Consider the following 22,755-nt stretch of genomic DNA (forward strand, 5'->3'; position numbering starts at 1 on the left):
TCACCGCCCAACCAACGACACTGCGGGCTTGCTGCTGCTGCCCGGCGGAATGCGGCGGAAATCGAGGTCACGGCTGACGAGGCGTTCCACGCCGGCTGCGGCATCCGCCAGCAAATGCCGGTATCCCGTGATCGAGCGGGCGAAGACGTTGTAGATCACCACCGCTGGAATAGCAGCAACAAGGCCGATTGCCGTGGCAAGCAGCGCCTCGGCAATGCCGGGTGCCACGACGGCGAGATTGGTGGTCTGCGATTCCGAGATGCTGATGAAGGAATTCATGATGCCCCAGACGGTACCGAACAGACCGACAAAGGGAGCGGTGGAGCCGATGGTCGCCAAGGCGCCCGTTCCGCGCGACATGCGGCGACCGGCGTGGGTTTCAATGCGTGACAGGGCCGAGGAGACACGCTCCTTGATCCCGCCGCCGTCGGTGTGTTCGACCACCGCGTCGGAAAGCTGCATTTCGTGAGTTGCCATGCGCAACATCAGCGCTGCCGGCCCGCCCTTCTTTTCGACGGCCTCAGTCGCCTCGTTCAGGGTTTTCGCCCTGCGAATAACCTTTAGTGTCGCACCGGCGCGCACCCGTGCACCGGCAAGCTCGATAGACTTCGCCACCCAGACCGTCCAGGTGACGAGCGATGCAAAAGCGAGACCGATCATCACGCCCTTCACGACCCAGTCTGCCGCCATGAACATGCCCCAGGGAGACAGGTTGTGCGGGATATCAGCACGATGTCCGGCACTTGCGGGTTCGGCGACTACCGGTTCAACCGGGGTGGAGACCTCGTTCGGCGCTGCCGTACCGTTCGTCGGAGCGGGTTGCTCCGTCTGTGTCGGCTGCGGTGAAACACCTTCGGCTGCCGGCGTGGGATTACTTGCGGCGGGCGCAGGCTGGGCCGGCGCGGGCTGTGTGGGCGCGGCAGCGGAAGGCGGCACAGGCTGGACTGCCGGAGCGCTCGGCGTCTCAGCCGGCGACTGCGCGGGCTGCATCGTTTCCGTTGCCGGTGCAGGTGCTGGTTGGATCTGGGTCTCGGATGCCGACTGAGCAAAAACCGCTCCGGCACTCAAGCCGGCCAGCAAAGTGACCGTCATGGCAAGTGAGATATGCCGTGTTTTGTTTGCTCTGGTGAAGCACGCGGAAGAAGTTGAGGTCTCAGCTGACATAATTTTTATCCCGGATTTCCGTCGATGAACTCATCCGCAGATTGACCGGTTCATTAAAACCGGGGCCATGAACGGATGCCGTCGTGAAAGCTTGACGTTCCGATAATAAACCTGAGTTCTTTTGACAACTATTATATTGCCAAAAGACGACCCGTAAACTCTTCTTTACAAAAAATTGACCGACCTGCGGTCTTCAGGTGTTTTGCGAAGGCGAAAACTGCGCCACCAGCGCGTGTCGGTCGCCGGGATAGGTGACCCGAACACTGGTGACATAATCCGCTCCGTGCCAGGTGCGGCGGTGGATGACCAGACACGCCGCACCGGAAGCAATGCCGAGCGCGGTCGCATTTTTGCGATCAGCGGAAACTGCGCTGATGCGATGTTCCGCGGCACTCCAGGGAACCATTTTCAGCAGCCAAGTGCCCGGCCCGATCTGTGAAAAATCCGCTGCCTCAGCCTCCGGAACGGCGGTGACATTGATGATGCGTTCCTCGAGGCAAAAGGGAACGCCGCCGGCAAAATGCGTGCAGGTGAGTTCCAGAACTGAGGCATCCGCGGCAAGCGCCATGGCCGCGCCGTCTTCTTCCCCCGCAGGGCGCAGTCGCCGTCTGTCGAGACGGTAACCGTAAACGAGGCCGAGGGCCTGCACCTCCCGCTCGATATCGTGGATTTCCAGCACGGCCGATTGCGCATGGGGCTGGCGAACGAAGGTGCCGAGACGCCGGCGGCGCTCGATAAGGCCGCGCTGCACCAGTTCGCCGAGCGCCTTGTTCACCGTCATGCGCGAGCAGGCATATTGCCGGGTCATCTCGTGTTCGTAGGGAATACGGTACCCCGGCGGCCACTCGCCCGACATGATGTGGCGCTCGACATCGTTGCGGATGCGCTCGTGCAGTGATTTTTCCTGAAGATCGGCGCCTATACTCCTCATACCGATGCTTCCTTCCTCCCGGTTCTATGGATCAACTATCCATGGGCAGCGGCGGCAATCGCCTCGCTGCGAATTTCCTCCGTCAACTTGGCGCGTAGCTGCGAAAACTCCGGGCTGGCCTTGACGGTGTAGTGACGCGGATGCGGCAGGTCGACCGGCATGATCGACTTGATGCGCCCCGGCCGCGCTGACATCGTCACAACCCGCGACGCCATGAATACCGCCTCCTCGATGTCATGCGTCACAAAAATGACGGTCTTCTGCTCGCGCTCCCATATGCCGAGCAGCAATTCCTGCATCAGTCCGCGCGTCTGGTTGTCGAGTGCGCCGAAAGGCTCGTCGAGCAGCAGGATTTTCGGGCCGTTTGCCAGAGCACGCGCGATGGCTGTTCTCTGCTGCATGCCGCCGGACAGCTGTTTCGGCCAATGGTTCTCGAAGCCGCGCAGGCCAACCTTGTCGATATAGCTGTCGACGATCTCCCATTTTTCCTTCTCGGCCACACCACGCTCGCGCAGACCGAAGGCGACATTTTCCCGGATCGTTAGCCACGGAAACAGCGTGTAGGACTGGAACACCATGCCGCGATCCGCCCCCGGCCCTGTCACTGCCCGGCCGGACAAAAGGACTTCACCCGTCGTTGGACGGTCAAGACCGGCGATGATGCGCAGCAAGGTCGACTTTCCGCATCCGGACGGGCCGAGAATGGTGACGAAATCGTTGCGGGAAATTTCCAGATCCGTGGGCTGCAAGGCCAGCGTTGGCTGGCCGCCCTGAACGCCGGGGAAAGTGCGGCTGACGCCCTTGATAACGAGTTCGCTCATCAGGCAAGCCTCCAGGCGAAAAGCTTCCGGTTCAGCGATTTGAACACGAAGTCAGAAATAAGTCCGATGACACCGATGACGATGATGCCGAAGATGATCTGCCCGGTCGCCATCAGCGCCTGGCTGTTGATGATCATATAGCCGATGCCCGACGACGCGCCGATCAACTCGGCAACAATGACATAGGTCCAGGCCCAGCCGAGGACGAGACGGAGAATTTCCGCAATATCGGGCGCATTGGCGGGAATGAGAACGCGGCGGACCACGCCCCGGTCTTTTGCGCCAAGTGTATAGGCAGCCTCCACCAGATCGCGTCTTGTGCCTGCAACCGCCACGGCAACCATGAGAATGATCTGGAAAACTGCGCCGATGAAGATCACCAGCAGCTTCTGCATCTCGCCGATGCCGGCCCAGAGAATAAGCAGCGGCACGAAGGCAGAAGCCGGAAGATAGCGTGCGAAGGAGACGAAGGGCTCAAGCAGCGCCTCGATCGGCTTGTAAGCGCCCATGGCGATGCCGACCGGTACGGCAACGAGCGAGGCCAGCACGAAGCCGCCGACAACACGCCAGATCGTCATACCGATATCGCTGGCAAATCCCTGATCGGTTAGCAGATAGATGCCGTCCTTCAGCATGGTGATCGGGTCAGCCAGAAAGGTCGGCGATACGAAACCGCCGAGCGTGGCAAAGCCCCAGGCGGAGAAAAAAAGCACGAAGAACAGAATGCCGAGAAAAATCCGCGTGCTGTTCTTTATGGGTTGAAGAGGTTGCATTCTGTCGCCTGTCCGGAAAACGGGCGCGGCACTCTATCGCCGCACCATCTAAGCGCCGTGCGTCGTCCGTGACGCACAGGCGCTGTAAGGCTTCTCACTGGCTGCAATAATCCCCGAAGGAAAAGCAGCAGTTTGCTTCTGTTACTTGATGAAGGACGTGTCCGCGAGTGTCGAAAGATCGGGTTTCGATTTTATCACGCCGATTTCCAGAAGCAGATCAGCCGATTTTTCGGAGAATGTCTTGAATTCACCGTCGAAGAACTTCTGGTTGGCGGCCTTGTCCTGCCATTCCAGGAATTTCGCCGAAGCTGCGAATGCCTCGCCGGTCTGTTTTACGTCCGCTCCCATGGTCTCATAAGATTTTGCAGGGTCCGTCTTGATGAGCTCGAGCGCCTGGAAATAGCTGTCCGCAAGGGCTTTTGCCGCCTGCGGATTGGCCTTCAAGAAATCCGGCGTGCAGCCGAACGTGTCCATGACGGCGGGATAATCCAGCGTCGTCGCAAGGATTTTCCCCTTGTCCGGTGCGGCGCGCACTGTGGACAGATAAGGCTCATAGGTCATGGCGGCTTCATTCTGGCCGGCGACGAATGCCTGCGCGGCCGGTCCCGGCTCAAGGTTGACGACCTTCACGTCCTTCAGGGTCAGGCCGTTTTCCTTCAGTATCCAGGCAAGGAAGAAATAGGGGGATGTGCCCGGTGCAGAAGCGGCAACCGTCTTGCCTTTGAGGTCCGACACCTTTGCAACATCACTGCGCACCGCAATGCCGTCGGCTCCGTGCGATTTGTCCATCTGGAAAATCTGGGTGGACTTCACGCCGTTGGCATTCCACGCGATCCACGTTTCGACCGTGGTGGCCGCGCACTGGATGTCACCGGAAGCAAGCGCCAGATGCCGGCTTGCCTGCGGAATCTTCTTGATATCGACCTTGAGGCCATTCTTTTCGAAAATGCCGGCCTGCTTGGCAAGCGTCAGTGGCGCAAAGCCGGTCCAGCCGGACATGCCTATTGTAACAGATGTTTCGGCATAGGCGGAAGCAGATGAAACAAGCGTCGCGATTGCGGCGATAACCCATGTCTTTTTCATGATCGGAACCCCTTTTGATTTATTTTTGTGCGATATTTTTTCGCTTTATTTGAGGCATGCTAGGCAGGGATTTTACATTTGTCTAGACAAAATAGAGGCGCTCAAACGCTTCCAGAAAGATTGCAAACAAGCCGCCCGGCATTCTAGACATAGGATAGCACAGCCCGGCGCATCGGCCCGCTGTTTTCCATATCGAGCTTTTCCATGACCAGACAGAGACGCCGTAACATCATCAGGGCAAGGCGCACCGGCACCGGCATTGCGCTCGTCGCCGCCATTTCATTCATCGCCGGAATGACAGATGCGGTGGGTCTTCATCTTTCCGGCGATTTCGTTTCCTTCATGACCGGCAACACCACCCGCGCGGCCATTTCGGTGGAAGCTGGCGTTTATTCCCATGCGGCGAAACTACTCTTCGCGATCATCGCTTTCGTGGCGGGCAATGCTGGCGGTATCGTGGTCGCGCATAAATTCGACCGGAGCATCTTTGCCGTTCTCGTGGCCGTCGGGTCGCTGGTGGCGATTGCCGCATTGCTGCGTGGCGATGGTTCCGCCCTGGCGCAGTTTTATCTTGTCGTTTTCGCCATGGGGATGGTCAACGCTGCCGTCGAACATATTGAGGGGCTGCCTATTGGCCTCACCTACGTGACCGGCGCCCTTTCCCGTTTTGGCCGTGGCATCGGTCGCTATCTTCTGGGGGAGCGAAGCCTCGATTGGGGCATCCAGATCGTGCCCTGGCTCGGTATGATAAGCGGCGCAATCTGCGGGGCGGTGTTGGGCGCCACGCTGCAGTACGATGCCCTGTGGGTGGTTGCGGCAACCGTTTTTGCGGTCGCCATCGCCACACTCGTCATTCCGCGTTCGCTTCGCCACCGCTATAACCAAAGGGTCCGGATCAGGCGCATCGCGCCCTGACGGACTGCGTCGTCACTTGCGTGAGATGGTGACGAATTTCGTGCCGCGCACCCGCACCGTCATCAGGCAGGCTTCCTTGTCGGTTCGATCGCAATAACGCGGGTGCATCTTCAGTACGAAGACCATGTTGCCGAAACGTTTGATGAAATCGTAGCCGTAAATCCGGGCCGTCGCGATCATCAGATATCCGCCCTCTTTGACCTGGACGTAAAAATTGTAAGGGCAACCTTCGTCATCGCAGCTGCGGCCTTTTTCGCCATCGCAATCCAGCACGCCGTGATTGACGACGGCATCCATCAGGCCATCATTGTTGATATCCAGTCTGGTGATGAAATCATCGCCGAAGCCAGCCGTCTTGCACTCCTTCCGAAAATGATCCTTTTCATAGATCTCGGGATCGTTCACCAGCTGCTGCTGTGCCGCCAGCGCGACCGGAAACATCAAGAGGACCAGCGCCTGAAGAGCGGCAACGATAGCGATTCGCACGGCATTTTCCTTTGCATCCGTTTCGTTTATGGATGTTGCGATCATCCGGGCGGCCAGCCTAGAGTTCCGTGCTTGCGCGACACTGACGCAAACGCATCCAAATTTCCGGGGGGACCTTTTTCCATGACACTGCTGGGTTTTCTCGATTATGCCGGCGTTGCCGTGTTTGCCGCAACCGGCGCATTGGCCGCCTCACGCAAGCAGCTCGACCTGATCGGCTTCCTGTTTTTCGCCGCCGCGACCGGGATCGGCGGCGGCACGGTGCGCGATCTCGTGCTGGGCAGGGCGCCCGTGTTCTGGGTGTTGAACCCGACCTATATCCTGGTCTGCGTATCGGTTGCGGTTCTGCTTTTCTTCACCGCCTACCTGTTCGAATCCCGGTATCGGGTGCTCATCTGGCTCGATGCCGTCGGCCTCTCAGCCTATTGCGTCATGGGAGCCGCCAAGGGTCTGGCTGCAAGCGGCTCCGCAACCGTGGCGATCGTGACAGGCGTTTTGACAGCGACGTTCGGCGGCGTATTGCGCGATGTTCTCGCGGGAGAACCCTCCGTGCTGCTGCGCCCGGAAATCTACATCACCTGCGCGCTTTTGGGCGCCTCCATCTTCACCGGCGCTTATTTCCTCGGAGCGCCGCTTTATGTCGCGTCGGGCATCGGCGTATTGACGGCTTTCGGTGTCCGGTCCGGAGCGTTGATCTTCGGATGGACCTTTCCGCCCTACAAGGGCAAGCCCGGCAGACGGCCTGAAGATATATTGAAGTAATATAACTTACGCCTATGGCGGTCGCGCCAACTCTTGCGGTGACCCTTTAAATTCTACATAGGAAACAACTCCAGCGCTGAGAATACCAAACCCATAAATTAAGCATCATTTTCATCGTCTCTACAAGACAGCACATGACTACGGCGTGCGCTACCCAGTTCGTAGTTTACATCCCTAGATTTGCATTTTATTATATTTATTCATCAGTATTATTTTTGTTTTTTTTAATGAAAAGCGACAATATTAAATTAATTCCATTAAAAACTCCTTTTATTTGCTCTCCACCATTGAATAATTTATAGTAATTTGTTGTGTCTTTTTCTCTTTTTTCTAAAGTAGAATTTTTTTTGTTATTTTTCATAAAATACAAATCCAAAAAATAAGCCATTAATAGAGAAAATTTCTTATAAAATAATTTGAAACTCAACACAACTACATAAGATAATTTACGGAAAAAATTGATCGCACGGGAACGTTGTGAATCGAAGAAGAATTAATACTTTCGGCGCGAAGTTCTGCCTCAGCCGAAAGCATAAGCCATCGAAACATTCCACAGAAATGAGCGCTGAAAACAGAAATGGCACCCATGGGCGCCATTTACATTCCGTGATAGGGTAAAAGCTTCAACCGCGCTTGCGACGCAGGCGAATGACCACATCCACATGGGCGATTTCCATGCCTTCGGGCGCCTCTGGCAGATTGTCGATCTGGAGATTGTTGACGGGAATGTCGAGAACCTCGTTCTCTCCTTCCACGAAGAAGTGATGGTGATCGGACACGTTGGTGTCGAAATAGGTGCGCGCACCCTCGACAGCCAGAACGCGGATCAGGCCGGCTTCGGTAAACTGATGCAGCGTGTTGTATACCGTCGCGAGAGAAACGGGCACGCCGGCGGTCACCGCCTCGTCATGAAGTTCCTCGACCGTCAGGTGGCGATCACCCTTTGCGAAAAGAAGATCGCCCAAAGCAACGCGCTGGCGCGTGGGCCGCAGCCCCGAGCGCCGCAGCCTCGTCCCGATATCCAATGTGGCGTCAAATGCCATGCAATCCCATTCCAAACACAGGGGTGAAACCCATCAATTGCAATAGCATATATCTTTTGCGGTGAATGCTTTCAATAGTTTCAGCGTCGCCGAGTGTCGCAAATGGCTGCAAACCGGCCATTCTTGCAAATTTCCTCTGGTTCCTGCCGGATGGTTCCTGTATGCGGACGGCATATTGAGGTAATGACTTCTCTAAAGAAGGTTCGAAGACAAAGAATGGGGGCATAATGGCCTCTGCCCTTGCAGCGCTTCATTTTGAACCTAACTTGCTCTAGTGAAGTCGATAAACACCAGTGATTGAGGAAGTGAAAGCGGTATGGCAACGAGGCAATCAAGTTACAATTACGAGGAGATCCTTTCCTGCGGACGCGGCGAATTGTTCGGCCCGGGAAATGCCCAGCTTCCGTTGCCTCCCATGCTCATGGTTCACCGCATCACCGAAATTTCCGAAACCGGCGGCGCGTTCGACAAGGGTTTCATCCGCGCTGAATATGATGTCAGCCCAGACGACTGGTATTTCCCCTGCCATTTCCAGGGCAACCCGATCATGCCGGGTTGCCTCGGCCTTGACGGCATGTGGCAGCTGACCGGCTTCTTCCTCGGCTGGCTGGGCGAAGAAGGCCGCGGCATGGCGCTCTCCACCGGCGAAGTCAAGTTTAAGGGCATGGTTCGCCCGGAGACGAAGCTCCTCCAGTACGGCATAGACTTCAAGCGTGTGATGCGCGGACGTCTCGTTCTGGGTACCGCAGACGGATGGCTGAAGGCAGACGGCGAAACCATTTATCAAGCGACGGACCTTCGTGTGGGGCTGTCGAAGGAAAAGACCGCCTGAAGCGGACGGAATAGTCCTGGCAAACGCCGGGCGGCTTCGGTCGTCCAGCCGAAATCTTAAGAAAAGGTCCATTTCATGAGACGAGTTGTTGTCACCGGCCTCGGCATTGTTTCTTCCATCGGTGGTGATGCCGCCGAAGTCACCGCATCACTGCGCGACGCCAAATCCGGCATTTCATTTTCACCGGATTTTGCTGAACACGGTTTCAAGTGCCAGGTATGGGGCAAGCCGTCTCTCGATCCGACCGAGCTGGTCGACCGTCGCGCCATGCGCTTCCTTTCGCAGGGCGGCGCATGGAACCACGTTGCCATGAAGCAGGCGATTGCCGATTCCGGTCTCGAGGAAAGCGACATCAGCGGCAACGAGCGCACCGGCATCATCATGGGTTCGGGCGGTCCTTCCACCCGCACCATCGTCGAAGCCGCCGATATCACGCTGAAGAACAACAGCCCGAAGCGTATTGGCCCGTTTGCCGTGCCGAAGGCCATGTCCTCGACCGCATCGGCCACACTTGCGACCTGGTTCAAGATCCACGGCGTCAACTATTCGATCTCTTCGGCCTGCTCCACATCGGCGCATTGCATCGGCAACGCCGCCGAGATGATCCAGTGGGGCAAGCAGGACGTGATGTTTGCTGGCGGCCATGAAGACCTCGATTGGTCCATGTCCAACCTCTTCGACGCCATGGGCGCGATGTCGTCCAAATATAACGAGACGCCAAACCTCGCTTCCCGCGCCTATGACGTCAACCGCGACGGTTTCGTGATCGCCGGCGGTGCTGGCGTACTGGTTCTTGAAGAGCTTGAACATGCGAAGGCGCGCGGCGCGAAGATTTACGCCGAGATCGTCGGTTATGGCGCAACCTCGGATGGTTACGACATGGTGGCTCCTTCCGGCGAGGGCGCGATCCGCTGCATGCGTCAGGCCCTTTCCACCGTCAAGGGCGATATCGACTACATCAACACCCACGGCACCTCGACGCCGGTTGGCGACAGCAAGGAAATCGGCGCGATCCGGGAAGTCTTCGGCGACAAGATCCCGCATATCCAGTCGACCAAGTCCCTCACCGGCCACTCGCTGGGCGCAGCAGGCGTTCAGGAATCGATCTACGGCCTGTTGATGATGCAGGAACGCTTCATCGGCGAGAGCGCGCATATTTCCGAACTCGATCCGGAATTTGCGGGCGTCCCGATTGTTCGCAGCCGCATCGACAATGCCAAGATCGACACGATCCTTTCCAATTCCTTCGGCTTCGGCGGCACCAACGCCACGCTGGTCTTTCAGCGTCATAACGGATAATTGCCATGAACGGCATCATGCAGGGTAAACGCGGCCTCATCATGGGCGTCGCAAACAATCACTCTATCGCCTGGGGTATCTCCAAGGCTCTTGCGGCGCAGGGCGCAGAGCTCGCCTTCACCTATCAGGGTGAGGCGCTCGGCAAGCGGGTAAAGCCGCTCGCCGCCGAGCTCGGATCCGACTTTATCGTGCCTTGCGATGTCGAGAATATCGCCTCGGTTGACGCGCTTTTTGCGGCAATCCGCGAAAAATGGGGTACGCTGGATTTCGTCGTGCACGCGATCGGCTTTTCCGACAAGAACGAGCTGAAGGGTCTTTACGCGGATACGACCCGCGAGAATTTCAGCCGCACTATGGTTATCTCCTGTTTCTCGTTCACGGAAATCGCCAAGCGTGCCGCCGAACTGATGACGAATGGCGGATCCATGCTGACGCTGACCTATAACGGTTCGCAGCGGGTCATCCCCAACTACAACGTCATGGGCGTTGCCAAGGCAGCTCTCGAAGCGTCCGTGCGTTATCTCGCTGCCGACTATGGCCCGCGGGATATTCGCGTCAACGCCATCTCGGCCGGACCGGTCCGCACACTGGCGGGCGCCGGCATTTCCGATGCGCGCGCAATTTATGCGTGGAACCAGAAAAACGCACCGCTGCGGCGGACAGCGGATATCGACGATATCGGCGGATCGGCTCTTTATCTGCTGTCCAACATGTCGCGCGGCGTTACCGGCGAGTGCCACTACGTGGATTGCGGCTACAACATCACCTCCACACCCACCCTTGAGGTTCTCTCAAAAGCGGATGCGGAATAAGCTATCGTTTTTCCAGTAAGTAAAAGCTCGGCGATATGCCGGGCTTTTTGCGTTTATAGCCTGTGCCATTTTTGCGAACTGATAAAGTATAACTCGTCGGGGTAACTGAATTTAAACACCGGCTGGTTATGGTCCGCAACAAATTCAACGGTTGCGCTTGCCGCATATTCTAAAGATCGACACCGACATATGCGACTGGCCAAATTGAAGCCATTGCTGGAAAAATTCGGGCTCTCGCGTGACGGGACAGCAGCCATCGAATTCGCGATCCTGGCGCTTCCCTATTTCCTCGTCGTCTTTGCGATCATCGAAACTTTCATCGCCTTGATGGCGGAGCAAGTGGTCGTCAATGCTACCGACACGATGGCGAGGCGTCTACGCACCGGGCAGATCAGCAGTTCGATTTCCAAAGAGGATTTTCGCAAGAGTTTCTGCAACGAAGTTTCGGTGATTATCACCTGCTCGGCTGATGAGATCAAAAAAGAACAGAAGCTTTATATCGACCTTCGCTCCTTCACCGCCTTCAAGGATATTCCAACTACGATACCCTTGAAAGCTAACGGCGAATATTACGATCTCGACACGGCGCAATTCGGCTTCAAGCCGGGTGGACCGGACACGATCAACATGCTGCGCGTCTATTATCGCTGGCGTGTAGTCGCAGATATCATCCGACCATATCTTACCAAAATACGCCCAGCTGACGGGTCGATGCCCTCGCATTTCCTCATTGTCGCGACCGATGCTTTCATGAATGAGAAATACACCACGAGCGGGGGCTCATGATGGCAGGGCTTGCTTCCACCATCACGAACGGCCGACTTCGTTTCATCGCGCTCGTTGCACGCTTCGCAAGGGATCGCCGTGGCGTGGGTGCGGTAGAATTTGCAATCGTCTTCCCGATATTGCTTGCGCTTTATCTGACGTCCTTCGAACTCACAATCGGCTATAATACCTACAAGCGGGCAAGCAGCGCCTCCGCAACGATCAACGACCTGATCTCCAAAACAAATTCCGTCGACAAAGCTTATCTGACAAGCATGCAGGACGTAACGGCTGCCGTCTTTGCGCCTTACAGCACCAAGGGTCTGCAGCTGAAGATCAGCGGCATCAAGATCGACAAGCAGAAACAGGCGACTATCGCCTGGTCCTGGAACGAGAAAAACGCGCGGCCCTATGTGGTGGGATCACCAGTCTCCGTTCCCACACGTTTGCTTGTAGCGGACAGTTTCCTCATCCACGTCGAGCTTTCCGTGCCGCATGAATTGTTGATGTTCATGCCAGATATTTCTTCGTCCGGCGTAAGATCGATCACGATCGCACGCGATTATTTCTTCAAGCAGCGCGACGCTGAGATAACCTGCTCCAATTGCTGATGCGCCTCAGCGCTTTGCTCTAATAAACATCGCGCAGATACCGTTTTTCGCGCTTCAGCCGGTTTACATAGTCGCTTGCCGCTTCCGCAGAGATGCCCGCCTCGTCAATAACGATCCGGTGCAGGGCATCGTCAACATCCTTCGCCATGCGGGTCGCGTCGCCGCAAACATAGAAATGGCCGCCCTCTTCGAGCCATTGATAGAGTGCCTTGCCGTTTTGGCGCATACGGGTCTGAACATAGATCTTTTCGGCCTGATCCCTCGAGAAAGCGAGATCGAGACGGGTCAGCACGCCATCGCGACTCATCTTTCCAAGTTCGTCTTCGTAGATGAAATCCGACTGCCGGTGCTGATCGCCGAAAAACAGCCAGTTCCGGCCCTTTGCGCCCCGCGCCTGCCGTTCCTGCAAAAATGCCCGGAATGGCGCAATACCCGTGCCGGGTCCCACCATGATAACAGGTGCGTCATTGTCCTGAGGCACGCGAAACGCCTTGTTCGGAGAGACGAAAATCCCGGCACTCTGCCCCGCTTCTACCCGGTCCGCGAGATAGGTGGAGCAGACGCCGCCACGCTCGCGACCTTCGGCGCGATAACGCACGCTGGCGACTGTCAGATGCACGCTGTTGTGCGCGGCCAGAGGGCTGGAAGAGATAGAATAGGCGCGATGCTGTAACGGCTTCAGGAAAGTCACGAATTCAGCAAGCTCGAATACGGGTTTTTCACCGAGACTAAGCAGGTCGAGAATATCCTTGCTCCAGAGAAAGGCGGCAAGCTGTTCCCTGTCTCCATTCGCAAGGATGTGGCTGAGTTCATCGTGCCCTGCGCGCTTGCCGATCTCCGCGACCAGTTCACGCGACGGGATCGATATCTCGAACATATTGAGAAGCGCATCGCCGACCGGACGGTCGAGTCCGGCGACTTCACCATCCGCGCTCACTCCGAAGCGTTCGAGCAGCGCGCCCACCAGTTTCGGGTCGTTTAGGGGAACGACGCCCAGAGCATCCCCCGCCTCATAGTCGAGACCACTTTCGCCGAGATCAAATTCGTAGTGGCGAATTTCCTTGGACGAAGCAGGCCCGGAAAGAAGGCGATTGACGCTCACCTGCGCAGCATAGGGGTTCTTGCGGCTCCAGCCCTGTTTTGCCCGCGCGGGCGCCTCGGCGATCGCCGGCACAACCGCCACCTTATTGCCACCATCGATGGCGAGCGCGAGTGGCAGGGTCTCGCCAATCCAGTTGGCGGCGACATCTTCGAAATCGATATCGCAATCGATACGCGTCTTCATCCGTTTGCCGCCAAGCTGCTCGAAGCGGGTATCGATGAGCTTGCCCGCCTGGCAGAAGCCATCGTAACCGGTGTCGCCAAGCGCAAGCACGGCAAAGTTCATCTCATCCAGCCGGGGTGCGGCCTCCTTGGAAAGTGCCTCCCAGAAAAGCTGGGCATTGTCAGGCATTTCACCTTCGCCGTAGGTGGAGGTGACGACAATGACGCGCTTCATGACGCCCAGACTATCCATGGAAACATCGTCCAAGGCTGTCACCACAGGCTGCATGCCCTGGGCACGGGCGGCGTCGGCTATATCCATCGCCAGCGCCTCGGCATTGCCGGTCTGGGTGCCGAAGAGAATGTTCAGCACGCTGGCCGCCGCCTTGGGAGCGGCAGCGGCAACCGATGTGTCCATACCCATTGCTGCGCGGGAATGAAGCCCGGCCAGGAAGCCGGATAGCCAGGCGCGCTGGTCGCCATTGAAAGGGGCATCTTGAGGAATGTAAGGTATCTTCATCATGCTGCCCTGTTCTGGCTGGATGCGGTGGCAAGGTCGGGAATGGCACGCGCCGCGAAAAGCTCCTCAAAGCCCGGCAGACGACCGATCTTCTCGATGTTTTTGCGGTTCTGCTGAATGATCCAGCCATAGGTGCCGGGGCTATCCACCGACCAGATGTTGCGGCGCGCGAGCGCCTGCTTGTAATCGTCGAGCCGCTTGGCGGCGATCATCACCGCAAGCTGCTCGTCATCATGATCGGAAAGCGCCTCGCGCGCATATTTCAGCAGCCGCTGCATCAACGCATAGTCCTCCGTGAGGACGAGATTGCGCACGGCTTTTTCGATGGCGGGATCGGAAGGACCGGATGCCATCGGCAACCTTTGGAGAGCAATGGCCTGCGCCATGCTCAAAACCGTGTAGTTGTTGATGAGCGCATACATGTCTTCCGTATCCGTCTCACCATAACCAGGGACGGTTCCGTTCAACACGGCCTTGCGGTCGCGATAAGCCAGCTTGAACTTCCGCACCTGATGGGCGGCAAGCGCGGACGCCAGTTCCTCCAGCAGCTCCTTGCGGGGCTTGGCTTTCAGAATTTCGTCGCTGTCCTGATAAAGCAGCAGGGCGCGCGGCATGCCGTAGACGAAATTGTGCTGTTCGCTTTCCCAGTTTTCCAGAATCCATGCGGCCTTGGCCGACCCTGTTTCGTCGACATGCCAGGTCAAAAGCTGGTGAACGGCCTGATTGTGGATAGATGCCTGTTCGTCCTCGCCGGTGATGGAGCCGAGCAGGATGGAATCATGGCTCACCTTCTTCGGCAGATCGCCGTAAGGGTCATATTGATAGACGAAGCCGCCGCTCATGCCGTTGCCGAAACCCTTGCCGAAACTGCCGAGGTTAAGCACAGCGCCATTGGTCATATATTCGCAGGCGAAGTCGCCCACACCTTCGACAACGGCTGTCGCACCCGAATTGCGCACCGCGAAACGGTCGCCCGCCTGCCCTTCCACGAAAGTGCGACCGCCGGTGGCGCCGAACAATGCAAAATTGCCGACCAGCACATTGCCATCAGCATCTTGCGAACCGCCACCGGGGGAGCGCACTACAATGGTGCCGCCGCAGGCGCTTTTGCCGACGCCATCATTGCAGGTACCGGTATGGACCATGACCATGCCGTCATTGCAGAAGGCGCCGAAGGACTGCCCGGCTGAACCTGATGTGTCGATGCGCACCGAACCCGCCTCCAGAAAACGGCGACCACGGCTATCCCGCTTCACAGCCGGAAGCGCATCCGCCTCTTCGTCGGAAAGTTCGTGGTTCAGCATGCGCTCGATATCGACGGCGAGCTGGCCGCCAACACTCTTGTTGCAATTGTTGAGGAAGCGGTTGCCGCCAAGCTCGATGTTTTCCCGTCTGCTGTCGATCAGAGCCGAGCGCACCAGTTCAATGAAGGCATCGTCCAGCGCGAAGTCCTTTTCCATATAGACCGGGCTGTCGATCTTCACTTCCTCCACCACCGAAAGCATCGCCCGCAGGTCAAGCTGGCCGACGCTCGCCGGATGATCGAGGAGGTGAAGAAGATCGGAGCGGCCCCGAGCTTCGCGCAGCGAGCGCAGCCCGAGTGCGGCCAATATCTCGCGGGTTTCATGGGCGATGTTCATGAGATATTGCGCCAGCGCGCGTGGATCGCCGTTGAAGGCTTCCTGATTGGTGGTGAGGCCGGCGGGGCACTTGATGTTGCAGTTCTTCGCCATAACGCATTTCAGCATCATCAGCGCCGTGGTGCCGAACTCGAAGCTGTCGCCGCCGAGAAGGGCCGATTTCACCACGTCGCTCGCCGTCTGGTGTGCGCCGGAGCAGCGTAGCAGCACCTTGGCACGAAGGCCCGTGGCGCAAAGCGCCTGATGCACCTCGGCGATGCCGATTTCCGCCGCGCGGCCGGTATATTTGAGGCTGGTGACAGCGGCCGCACCCGTGCCACCGGTATTGCCGGCAACATTGATGACATCCGCACCCGCTTTCGCAACACCGACTGCAATCGTGCCGATGCCCTCCGACGAAACGAGCTTGACGATGACGCGCACGCGCGCCGCCTTGGCGTCGTGGATAAGCTGGGCCAGATCCTCGATCGAATAGGTATCATGGTGCGGCGGCGGCGAAACCAGCTCGACGCCTGGGGTGCCGCCACGGGCCGCGGCTATTTCCACCGTTACCTTGGGAGACGGCAATTGCCCGCCCTCGCCGGGCTTTGCACCCTGACCGATCTTGATCTCTATTTCCTCCAGCATCGGGTCGGCAAGATAACCCGCCCATACACCAAAACGGCCAGAGGCGAACTGCTTGATGCGCGAGGCACGGATGGTGCCGTAACGGGAAATATGCTCGCCGCCCTCCCCCGAATTCGACATGCCGCCAACCATATTGGTGCCATGCGCCACCGCCTCATGGGCGGCTGCGACCAGCGCGCCATGGCTCATCGCACCCGAAGCGAGGGTCTTGGTAATCTCACTCGCCTTTTGCACAGCGTCGAGTGCAATGCTGTCAGGTGCGGTGCGGATCAGCGACAGATAGGTGAATGCTTCACCCTTCGCCTGAACCAGAAGCGCGCCGCCCTCCAGCCAATGGCCGGCAATATCCTCACCGAAACGATCGAGCAGCGACTGACCGAGTGCGGCAAGCCGGGCAAGCTCATGACCGTGCGGGCCGGTCAATTGCAGCCGGAACGCGCCTTCCCCGGCACTTTCGCAGAGCAATCCGCGCACCATGAAGCTGTTGTTGCCACGTCTGGAAAAGCGCCCCATCTCGCGGCGGAATTCTTCGGCCGAACCGGCAAAGGTCACATCAGCCGGCAATTCCAGAACATCACGCAGGGCTGCCGGACGGCGTGCCCTTTCTTCGGCCATCATGCGTGCGAAGGCGCGGTAACCCGGCGTTACCTCGAAAGCGTCGATTGCCTCGGGCGTCAGCCGGTCGAAGCTGTTGTGATAATAGGCCGCATCGTTGAGGCCGAAAGCATCCTCCAGCCGGTTGAGCGGCAGGAGACGCAGCGCCTCCTCGTTGTCGGTTCCCTTGTCGAAACCGATCTTTTCCTCCGTCATATCGACGAAACCGCGAACCGCCGTCGTGCCATAGGAATGGCCAGCACCTTCGGCGCGCTCCTTGAAGAGACCGAGCAGCGGAATGTCGTTTTCACTCTTTACCGACAGCGCCTTTCGATGCCAGTCCGACACCGCCTGCGCGATGACAGCGAAGGTAACGCCACCGACCGGGGTCTTAACATTGGGGAAATAACGCTTCAGCACAGGATCGTTGGTGTCGAGGAAGTTCGGTTCGAAGAACTCGCCGCCAATATAGCTTTCCGCCGTGCACAGCCCGACCTTGCCCATGGTCTTCATCAGCGACTTTTCAGCCGCCTTGGCAAAACGCTTGAAGGCCTTGTCAGCATCGGCACCAAATTTCTCCTCGGCACGGAACTGCACGCCGAGTGGGTAGACAGCCGAAGCCCCGAAACCAAGGCCCGCTGCGATGTGATGCGAGGAAGAAAATTGCCCACTTTCAACGATCAGGGACACGCGTAGCCGCAGACCCTCCTCGATCAGCCGCTGGTTGATGGCGGAGACGACCATGATCATAGGCAAGGCCGCACGACCTGCCGAAACGTGCCGGTCAGTGACGACGGCAATACCGCCCTCCCCGGCCGCGAAAGCCACAACCTCACCGCAGAGGCCATCTATCGCCTGACGCAAGGCCGCTTCGTTGGCAATCGCAGCATCAAAGATCGGGGTATAAAGCATCTCGAAACGACGAACTGGCGTCTCCGACTGCTCGCGAATGCGCAGCATGTCGAGATGGGTCAGGATCGGGGAGCGCACGACAATCTGGCGGGCCGCTTTCGCACCGCTATTCGGCTTTGCGCCGAGCGCCACGCGCAGCGTCATGCCATCGGCCTCACGAATGCTGTCGAGCGGGGGGTTGGTGACCTGCGCAAAGCGTTGCGAGAAATATTTGGCAACCCCGCCTTCCTGATCGGAGAGCGCGTTGATGGCATTGCCATAACCCATGGCCGAGATTTTTTCAGCACCCGACGCCAGCATCGGATCCATCAGGAACTTGAAGCTTTCCTGATTGTGCGAATAGGCGACATAACGCTGATGCCGTTCCAGATCGCCGTTGTATCGAAGCGGCGATCCCTGCTTTTCGGCGGGCACCTCCGGCAAATCCGCAAGCATGACGCGCGCTTCAGACAATAGCGACGGGTAGTCCCTCCGCGCCGCCAGAAGCTCCAGCGCCTCGACGGTGGAAAAGGCGCGCCGTTCGGCGTGGTCGTAATAAAGCATGCCGCCGGCCTCGATGCGACCGCGACGAATGACGCTTTCGGCCGGAAAGGCGATCTGCCCCGCCTCCGACATGACGCAGAGATAATCGTCTGTCTCGACGGTCCGCAGCGGGCGCAGGCCGAGGCGATCAAGCCGTGCGCCGATGACGGTGCCGTCGCCGAAAATCAGCGCAGCCGGGCCGTCATTCTTCTCCTCGTAGAGCGAGAAATATTCCAGCATCGCCTTGACGCCGGGCGAGAGCGTGTCGTCGTTTTCCCAGGCGGGCGGCATCATCGAGACGACGGCGGTGACGAGGTCGAGACCGTCTTCCATCACCCGCGCCTGCAATGTCTGGTCCAGACGGCAGCTGTCAGACTGGCCCTTCGGCCGGATGATGCTGGCATTTTTCGCCAGCGCCACGGCCGCTTCCGATAGCCGGTTCTTCTTGTCGGTGTTGAGTTCGCCATTATGCGCCATCAGCCGAAAGGGCTGCGCCATGGAGGGGTGCGGATCCGTATTGGTGGAAAACCGCGTGTGGAAATACATCGTATGCACTTCATGGCACGGATCGGTCAGGTCGCAGAAATAGGGCATGACCTCATGCGAGTTCAAACGCCCTTTCAGAACCTGCGTGCGTGCGCTGAGCGACACCGGATAAAAACCGGCAAGTTCCGGCGCAGTATAGGCAAGCGCCTCGATAGCGAGCAGCGCCTTGTGAATACGCCAGTCGAACTCGGCAAGGGTTGCGCATTCCGCTGGGGCCGAAAAGACCCATTGCCGGATCGGCAATTGGTAGGAAATGGCGGCCGCGCGGATGGCCGCGTCATTCACCGGTACATTGCGGACGAGCAGGATCGAGAAGCCCTGTTCCTCCAGAGCACTGCCGATGATGCCGATCGCCTGGTCATGAAAAGCAGGGCTCTGCGGCAGGAAAAAATTGCCGACGCCGAACCGGCCGGCTTGCAAGGAATCGTTGTCAGTCAGCTTCCGGAAAAATGAGAGTGAAAGATCGAGCGACACGCCAGCACCATCACCCACGCCCTCCGCCGACATGCCGCCGCGATGCGGCACGGCACAGAGCGCCTCGTGACCGCGCTTCAGCACATCATGCGTCTGCACGCCGTCCTTGCGGGTGATGAAACCGACGCCACAGCTGCTTTTCTCAAAAGCCGCATCGTAAAGGCCGAATTTTTGCTCCGTCACGCTCAAGGTTCTCTCCTCTCGTTGCGCATTCCGCGCGGCATCGCCCTTTTCCCGAAACCCGGCGCGTCAGCCGGCACTCTGCGGGCGGAGCCGCAGGCGACCTGGCTGCTCCTCTTCTTTTCTGCTTATCGGCGTTTAATGGCGCGAACGGTCGTTTTGCGGCCGCCAAACGGCGTGGCGGCATTGGCCGCTTTCTCGCAAATAATGATCGTCATCGTTCGCATTGCGTTCCCTGATGGCCGGTATTTCCGGCAGTGAGACACATTGAATTACGTCAGTATTGCTTACATAATATTTCATGATGGGCCGAGTCAAGATTAAAATCGGTCCCACGCAATAAAAAAACAAAAACGCCGCGAAATCCGACAGGATTCCGCGGCGCGATGGCTGCAGAGGTGTTTATATTGCCCTGTTCACTCCGAGGGCATGTCCAGTGTTCGGCTGAACCACAGTGCGACCAGTGTACAGACTGCACCCGACATCAGGTAAATCCCGACGGCAAACAGTCCGAATTTGGACGAAAATCCGAGCGCCACGAGCGGTGCAAAACCAGCGCCGATCAGCCACGAAATATCCGAGGTTAGCGAAGCGCCGGTATAACGGTATTCGCGGCTGAAGCGGGAGGCGAGCGCACCGCCCGCCTGGCCGAAGGACAGGCCAAGCAATGCAAAGCCGACCAAGACGAAAAGATAGCGCCCTATATCGCCCGAACTCAGCAGAAGCGGCGCCACGAGGCTGAAAAGACCGATCAGCACTGCGGCGAAAGCCAGCAGCTTCCGCCGGCCGATTTTGTCGGCGAGAATACCAGACACGACGATCATGCCGCCGGCGATGATGGCGCTGACGAATTGCACGAACAGAAAGTCCGAAACCCGCTGGGTGGTATTGAGGGAAACCCAGCTCAGCGGGAAGACCGTGACAAGATGGAAGAGCGCGAAGCTTGCCAGCGGCACGAAAGCGCCAGTCAGCACGACCGGAAACTGCGAGCGCAGCATCTTGAACACGGGGCGCGGCTCCAGCTCATGCTGTGCCAGCATGGACTGGAATTCCGGCGTGACAATCATGCGCAGGCGGGCAAAGAGCGCGAGAACATTGAGCGCCAGTGCAACGAAGAACGGGAAACGCCAGCCCCAGGCCAAGAATTCCGCGCTGGAGAGCTGCGTCACGAACACGATGAAGAATGCGCTGGCAAGACCAAAGCCCATCGCCGCACCAATTTGCGGCATCATGGCGTACCAGCCGCGCTGCTTCGGCGGTGCATTCATGGCGAGGAGCGAGACAAGACCATCCCAGGCACCGCCAAGACCAAGTCCCTGACCGATACGGAATACCGCCAGAAGACAGGGGGCAAGCATGCCGGCTTCCGCATAGGACGGAAGAAAGCTGATCGCCATGGTGGAACCGCAAAGCGTGAACAGGGCCGCCATCAGCTTGACGGCACGGCCGAACTTTCGGTCGATCTGGAGGAAGATCAATGAACCGATCGGCCTTGCGATGAAGGCCAGCGAGAAGACCGCGAAGGAATAAAGCGTCGCCGTCAGCGGATCGACGAAGGAAAAGAAGACATGCGGAAAAACGAGCGCGGAGGCGATGGCGTAGATGAAAAAGTCGAAAAACTCCGTCATTCTCGCAAGAATGACAGCAATTGTAATGCGATCCGGATCGACCTTGACCGGATCGGTCCCATGTCCCTTCGCTTCCGGCGCCTGCCCAAAAGATGGAGCAGCATCAGTATAACTCATAATATCCCTCCTGCGTCATGGACGAACCATTTCCTGTAACGCGCCGGCTCCTCTTCCTTAGCGTTACGATGCGACGGATTGTCACACGCACCCTACGTAACGTCAATTGAAGTTTGATAAGAAAGGCTTGCTCCGCAAGCTCCCTATGCGATAATGCAGCCGCTCCGCCTTCAAACGCGGCTCCGCTAAGCCTATGGTGCATCGCGAAGGTTTCGCTGCACCGCGACAATATACCTCATTTCAAAAATGATGTTCGGCAATTAATCGCGGCATAATCCAAACTGTACGAGTTCAAAGAACGTGCGCATGATCAAGAAAATCACATCTGCCCTTCTGGCAATCCCCGCACTGCTGCTGCTTAGCGGCTGTAACCTCGTGGTGATGAACCCTTCGGGCGACGTCGCCATCCAGCAGCGCGACCTCATCATCACGTCCACGGTTCTGATGCTGCTCATCATCGTCCCGGTTATCGCCCTGACGCTATTCTTCGCATGGAAGTATCGCGAATCGGCGAAGGCCGAGGATTACGATCCCGAATGGCATCACTCGACGCGCCTTGAAATGGTGATCTGGTCCGCCCCGGTCGCCATCATCCTGATGCTAGGCACGGTGACCTGGATTTCCACCCACCGTCTCGACCCCTACCGCCCGCTGGAGCGTATCGACGAAAACCGTCAGGTTACCGCCGAGACCAAGCCGCTTACGGTGGAAGTGGTGGCCATGGACTGGAAGTGGCTGTTCTTCTACCCCGAACTCGGCATTGGCAGCGTCAATGAATTTGCAGCTCCGGTCGATGTTCCGATCAACTTCAAGATCACCGGCACGACCGCGATGAATTCGTTCTTCGTTCCGGCACTCGCCGGCCAGATCTACGCCATGGGTGGCATGCAGACCAAGCTGCACGCGGTCATCAACAAGGAAGGCGTTTATGACGGCTTCTCGGCCAACTTCTCCGGCCCCGGCTTCTCGCATATGCGCTTCAAGTTCCATGGTCTCAGCCAGCAAGGCTTCGATCAGTGGGTTTCGAAGATCAAGGATGGCGGCAAAGGCTTCGGCCGCCAGGAATATCTCGACTTTGCCAAGCCTTCGGAACGTGAGCCGGTGCAATATTTCGCCTCCGTCGATCCGCAGCTTTACGATGCCATCCTCAACCGCTGTGTCGAGCCCAACAAGCTCTGCATGCGTGACATGATGCATATCGACGCCAAGGGCGGCGGCGGCAAGGAAGGCATCGATATCGCCAAGGCGCTGAACTCCGTCGTCTGTACACCGCTTTCTCCTTACGGTGTCGCCAGCGGACCCCAATCCACTCCGGCTGCGATCGAAGGACAGACTTTCGAACCCGCGGCGCTGCCGGAAACGAAACAAGTCGCTGGCTGACGGATAAGTCCCGGCATTATGCGGCGCGGCCAATGGCTGCGCCGATCTTATGTCT

Annotated in this window: 20 protein-coding genes; 8 read left to right on the forward strand and 12 right to left on the reverse strand. The window is 58.0% G+C overall.

Annotation, left to right across the window (positions count from 1 at the left end):
* The 5 genes from exbB to FB593_RS08785 all read right to left on the reverse strand — a co-directional run bounded on the left by exbB (position 1) and on the right by FB593_RS08785 (position 4,772).
* Positions 1 to 1,164, reverse strand: coding sequence for a tonB-system energizer ExbB (gene exbB / locus FB593_RS08765; RefSeq protein ID WP_038489411.1), 1,164 nt, complete (start codon positions 1,162 to 1,164; stop codon positions 1 to 3).
* A 193-nt stretch (positions 1,165 to 1,357) separates the two neighbouring features.
* Positions 1,358 to 2,095, reverse strand: coding sequence for a histidine utilization repressor (gene hutC, locus FB593_RS08770; RefSeq protein ID WP_065659756.1), 738 nt, complete (start codon positions 2,093 to 2,095; stop codon positions 1,358 to 1,360).
* Positions 2,096 to 2,130: 35 nt separating this feature from the next.
* Positions 2,131 to 2,916 (reverse strand): ABC transporter ATP-binding protein, encoded by a 786-nt coding sequence (locus tag FB593_RS08775; protein ID WP_013635262.1) that lies wholly within the window; start codon positions 2,914 to 2,916, stop codon positions 2,131 to 2,133.
* The gene (locus tag FB593_RS08780; RefSeq protein ID WP_113472991.1) at positions 2,916 to 3,689 is read right to left on the reverse strand and encodes an ABC transporter permease; all 774 of its coding nucleotides are present in this window, start codon (positions 3,687 to 3,689) and stop codon (positions 2,916 to 2,918) included. Before FB593_RS08780 ends, FB593_RS08775 begins: the two co-directional genes overlap by 1 nt.
* Before the next feature lie 141 nt (positions 3,690 to 3,830).
* The gene (locus tag FB593_RS08785) at positions 3,831 to 4,772 is read right to left on the reverse strand and encodes an ABC transporter substrate-binding protein (protein ID WP_003514451.1); all 942 of its coding nucleotides are present in this window, start codon (positions 4,770 to 4,772) and stop codon (positions 3,831 to 3,833) included.
* Positions 4,773 to 4,976: 204 nt separating this feature from the next.
* Between FB593_RS08785 and FB593_RS08790 the strand changes: the two genes are divergently transcribed.
* Positions 4,977 to 5,687: a YoaK family protein gene (locus tag FB593_RS08790; protein ID WP_145166465.1), complete on the forward strand. Its 711-nt coding sequence runs from the start codon at positions 4,977 to 4,979 to the stop codon at positions 5,685 to 5,687.
* A 12-nt stretch (positions 5,688 to 5,699) separates the two neighbouring features.
* Here the strand turns inward: FB593_RS08790 and FB593_RS08795 are convergent, their stop codons facing one another.
* On the reverse strand, positions 5,700 to 6,218 hold the full coding sequence (locus tag FB593_RS08795) for a hypothetical protein (protein ID WP_019564536.1): 519 nt from the start codon (positions 6,216 to 6,218) through the stop codon (positions 5,700 to 5,702).
* Between the two features lie 78 nt (positions 6,219 to 6,296).
* Here FB593_RS08795 and FB593_RS08800 point away from each other — a divergent pair, with 78 nt between their 5' ends.
* Positions 6,297 to 6,935: a trimeric intracellular cation channel family protein gene (locus tag FB593_RS08800; protein WP_003514444.1), complete on the forward strand. Its 639-nt coding sequence runs from the start codon at positions 6,297 to 6,299 to the stop codon at positions 6,933 to 6,935.
* Positions 6,936 to 7,131: 196 nt separating this feature from the next.
* Here FB593_RS08800 and FB593_RS27490 read toward each other — a convergent pair whose 3' ends face one another.
* From FB593_RS27490 to FB593_RS27820, 3 genes are all read right to left on the reverse strand, one after another.
* A complete protein-coding gene (locus FB593_RS27490; RefSeq protein WP_186447899.1) occupies positions 7,132 to 7,296 on the reverse strand; it encodes a hypothetical protein in 165 nt (54 codons plus the stop codon).
* A gap of 262 nt (positions 7,297 to 7,558) precedes the next feature.
* Positions 7,559 to 7,978, reverse strand: coding sequence for an iron response transcriptional regulator IrrA (irrA, locus tag FB593_RS08805; protein WP_003507276.1), 420 nt, complete (start codon positions 7,976 to 7,978; stop codon positions 7,559 to 7,561).
* Positions 7,968 to 8,099: a hypothetical protein gene (locus tag FB593_RS27820; protein ID WP_003514443.1), complete on the reverse strand. Its 132-nt coding sequence runs from the start codon at positions 8,097 to 8,099 to the stop codon at positions 7,968 to 7,970. The genes irrA and FB593_RS27820 overlap by 11 nt, the downstream gene beginning before the upstream one ends.
* 195 nt (positions 8,100 to 8,294) lie before the next feature.
* On the opposite strand from FB593_RS27820, the gene fabA reads away from it, so the two are divergent.
* From fabA to FB593_RS08835, 5 genes are all read left to right on the forward strand, one after another.
* Positions 8,295 to 8,810, forward strand: coding sequence for a 3-hydroxyacyl-[acyl-carrier-protein] dehydratase FabA (gene fabA, locus FB593_RS08815; protein WP_003514441.1), 516 nt, complete (start codon positions 8,295 to 8,297; stop codon positions 8,808 to 8,810).
* Positions 8,811 to 8,885: 75 nt separating this feature from the next.
* Positions 8,886 to 10,109: a beta-ketoacyl-ACP synthase I gene (gene fabB, locus FB593_RS08820; protein WP_003514438.1), complete on the forward strand. Its 1,224-nt coding sequence runs from the start codon at positions 8,886 to 8,888 to the stop codon at positions 10,107 to 10,109.
* Positions 10,110 to 10,114: 5 nt separating this feature from the next.
* Positions 10,115 to 10,921, forward strand: a complete 807-nt coding sequence (fabI, locus tag FB593_RS08825) for an enoyl-ACP reductase FabI (protein ID WP_112291051.1) — start codon at positions 10,115 to 10,117, stop codon at positions 10,919 to 10,921.
* Positions 10,922 to 11,110: 189 nt separating this feature from the next.
* Entirely contained in the window at positions 11,111 to 11,707 is a 597-nt protein-coding gene (locus FB593_RS08830; RefSeq protein WP_003514434.1) for a TadE/TadG family type IV pilus assembly protein, read from the forward strand.
* Positions 11,704 to 12,297, forward strand: coding sequence for a TadE/TadG family type IV pilus assembly protein (locus FB593_RS08835; RefSeq protein ID WP_112291054.1), 594 nt, complete (start codon positions 11,704 to 11,706; stop codon positions 12,295 to 12,297). Before FB593_RS08830 ends, FB593_RS08835 begins: the two co-directional genes overlap by 4 nt.
* A 19-nt stretch (positions 12,298 to 12,316) precedes the next feature.
* Here the strand turns inward: FB593_RS08835 and FB593_RS08840 are convergent, their stop codons facing one another.
* The 3 genes from FB593_RS08840 to FB593_RS08850 all read right to left on the reverse strand — a co-directional run bounded on the left by FB593_RS08840 (position 12,317) and on the right by FB593_RS08850 (position 21,320).
* Positions 12,317 to 14,083 carry a sulfite reductase subunit alpha gene (locus tag FB593_RS08840; RefSeq protein ID WP_145166466.1) on the reverse strand — a complete coding sequence of 589 codons (1,767 nt, stop codon included), beginning with the start codon at positions 14,081 to 14,083 and terminating at the stop codon, positions 12,317 to 12,319.
* Complete coding sequence (locus tag FB593_RS08845) at positions 14,080 to 19,584, reverse strand: glutamate synthase-related protein (protein ID WP_145166467.1); 5,505 nt, start codon at positions 19,582 to 19,584, stop codon at positions 14,080 to 14,082. The genes FB593_RS08840 and FB593_RS08845 overlap by 4 nt, the downstream gene beginning before the upstream one ends.
* Positions 19,585 to 19,991: 407 nt before the next feature.
* Positions 19,992 to 21,320 carry an MFS transporter gene (locus tag FB593_RS08850; RefSeq protein WP_003514422.1) on the reverse strand — a complete coding sequence of 443 codons (1,329 nt, stop codon included), beginning with the start codon at positions 21,318 to 21,320 and terminating at the stop codon, positions 19,992 to 19,994.
* 306 nt (positions 21,321 to 21,626) lie between these two features.
* On the opposite strand from FB593_RS08850, the gene cyoA reads away from it, so the two are divergent.
* Complete coding sequence (cyoA, locus tag FB593_RS08855; protein WP_121556890.1) at positions 21,627 to 22,700, forward strand: ubiquinol oxidase subunit II; 1,074 nt, start codon at positions 21,627 to 21,629, stop codon at positions 22,698 to 22,700.
* The last annotated feature ends 55 nt before the right edge of the window (positions 22,701 to 22,755 follow it).

The sequence above is a fragment of the Rhizobium sp. SJZ105 genome, assembly GCF_007828365.1.
Classification (GTDB): Bacteria; Pseudomonadota; Alphaproteobacteria; order Rhizobiales; family Rhizobiaceae; genus Agrobacterium; species Agrobacterium tumefaciens.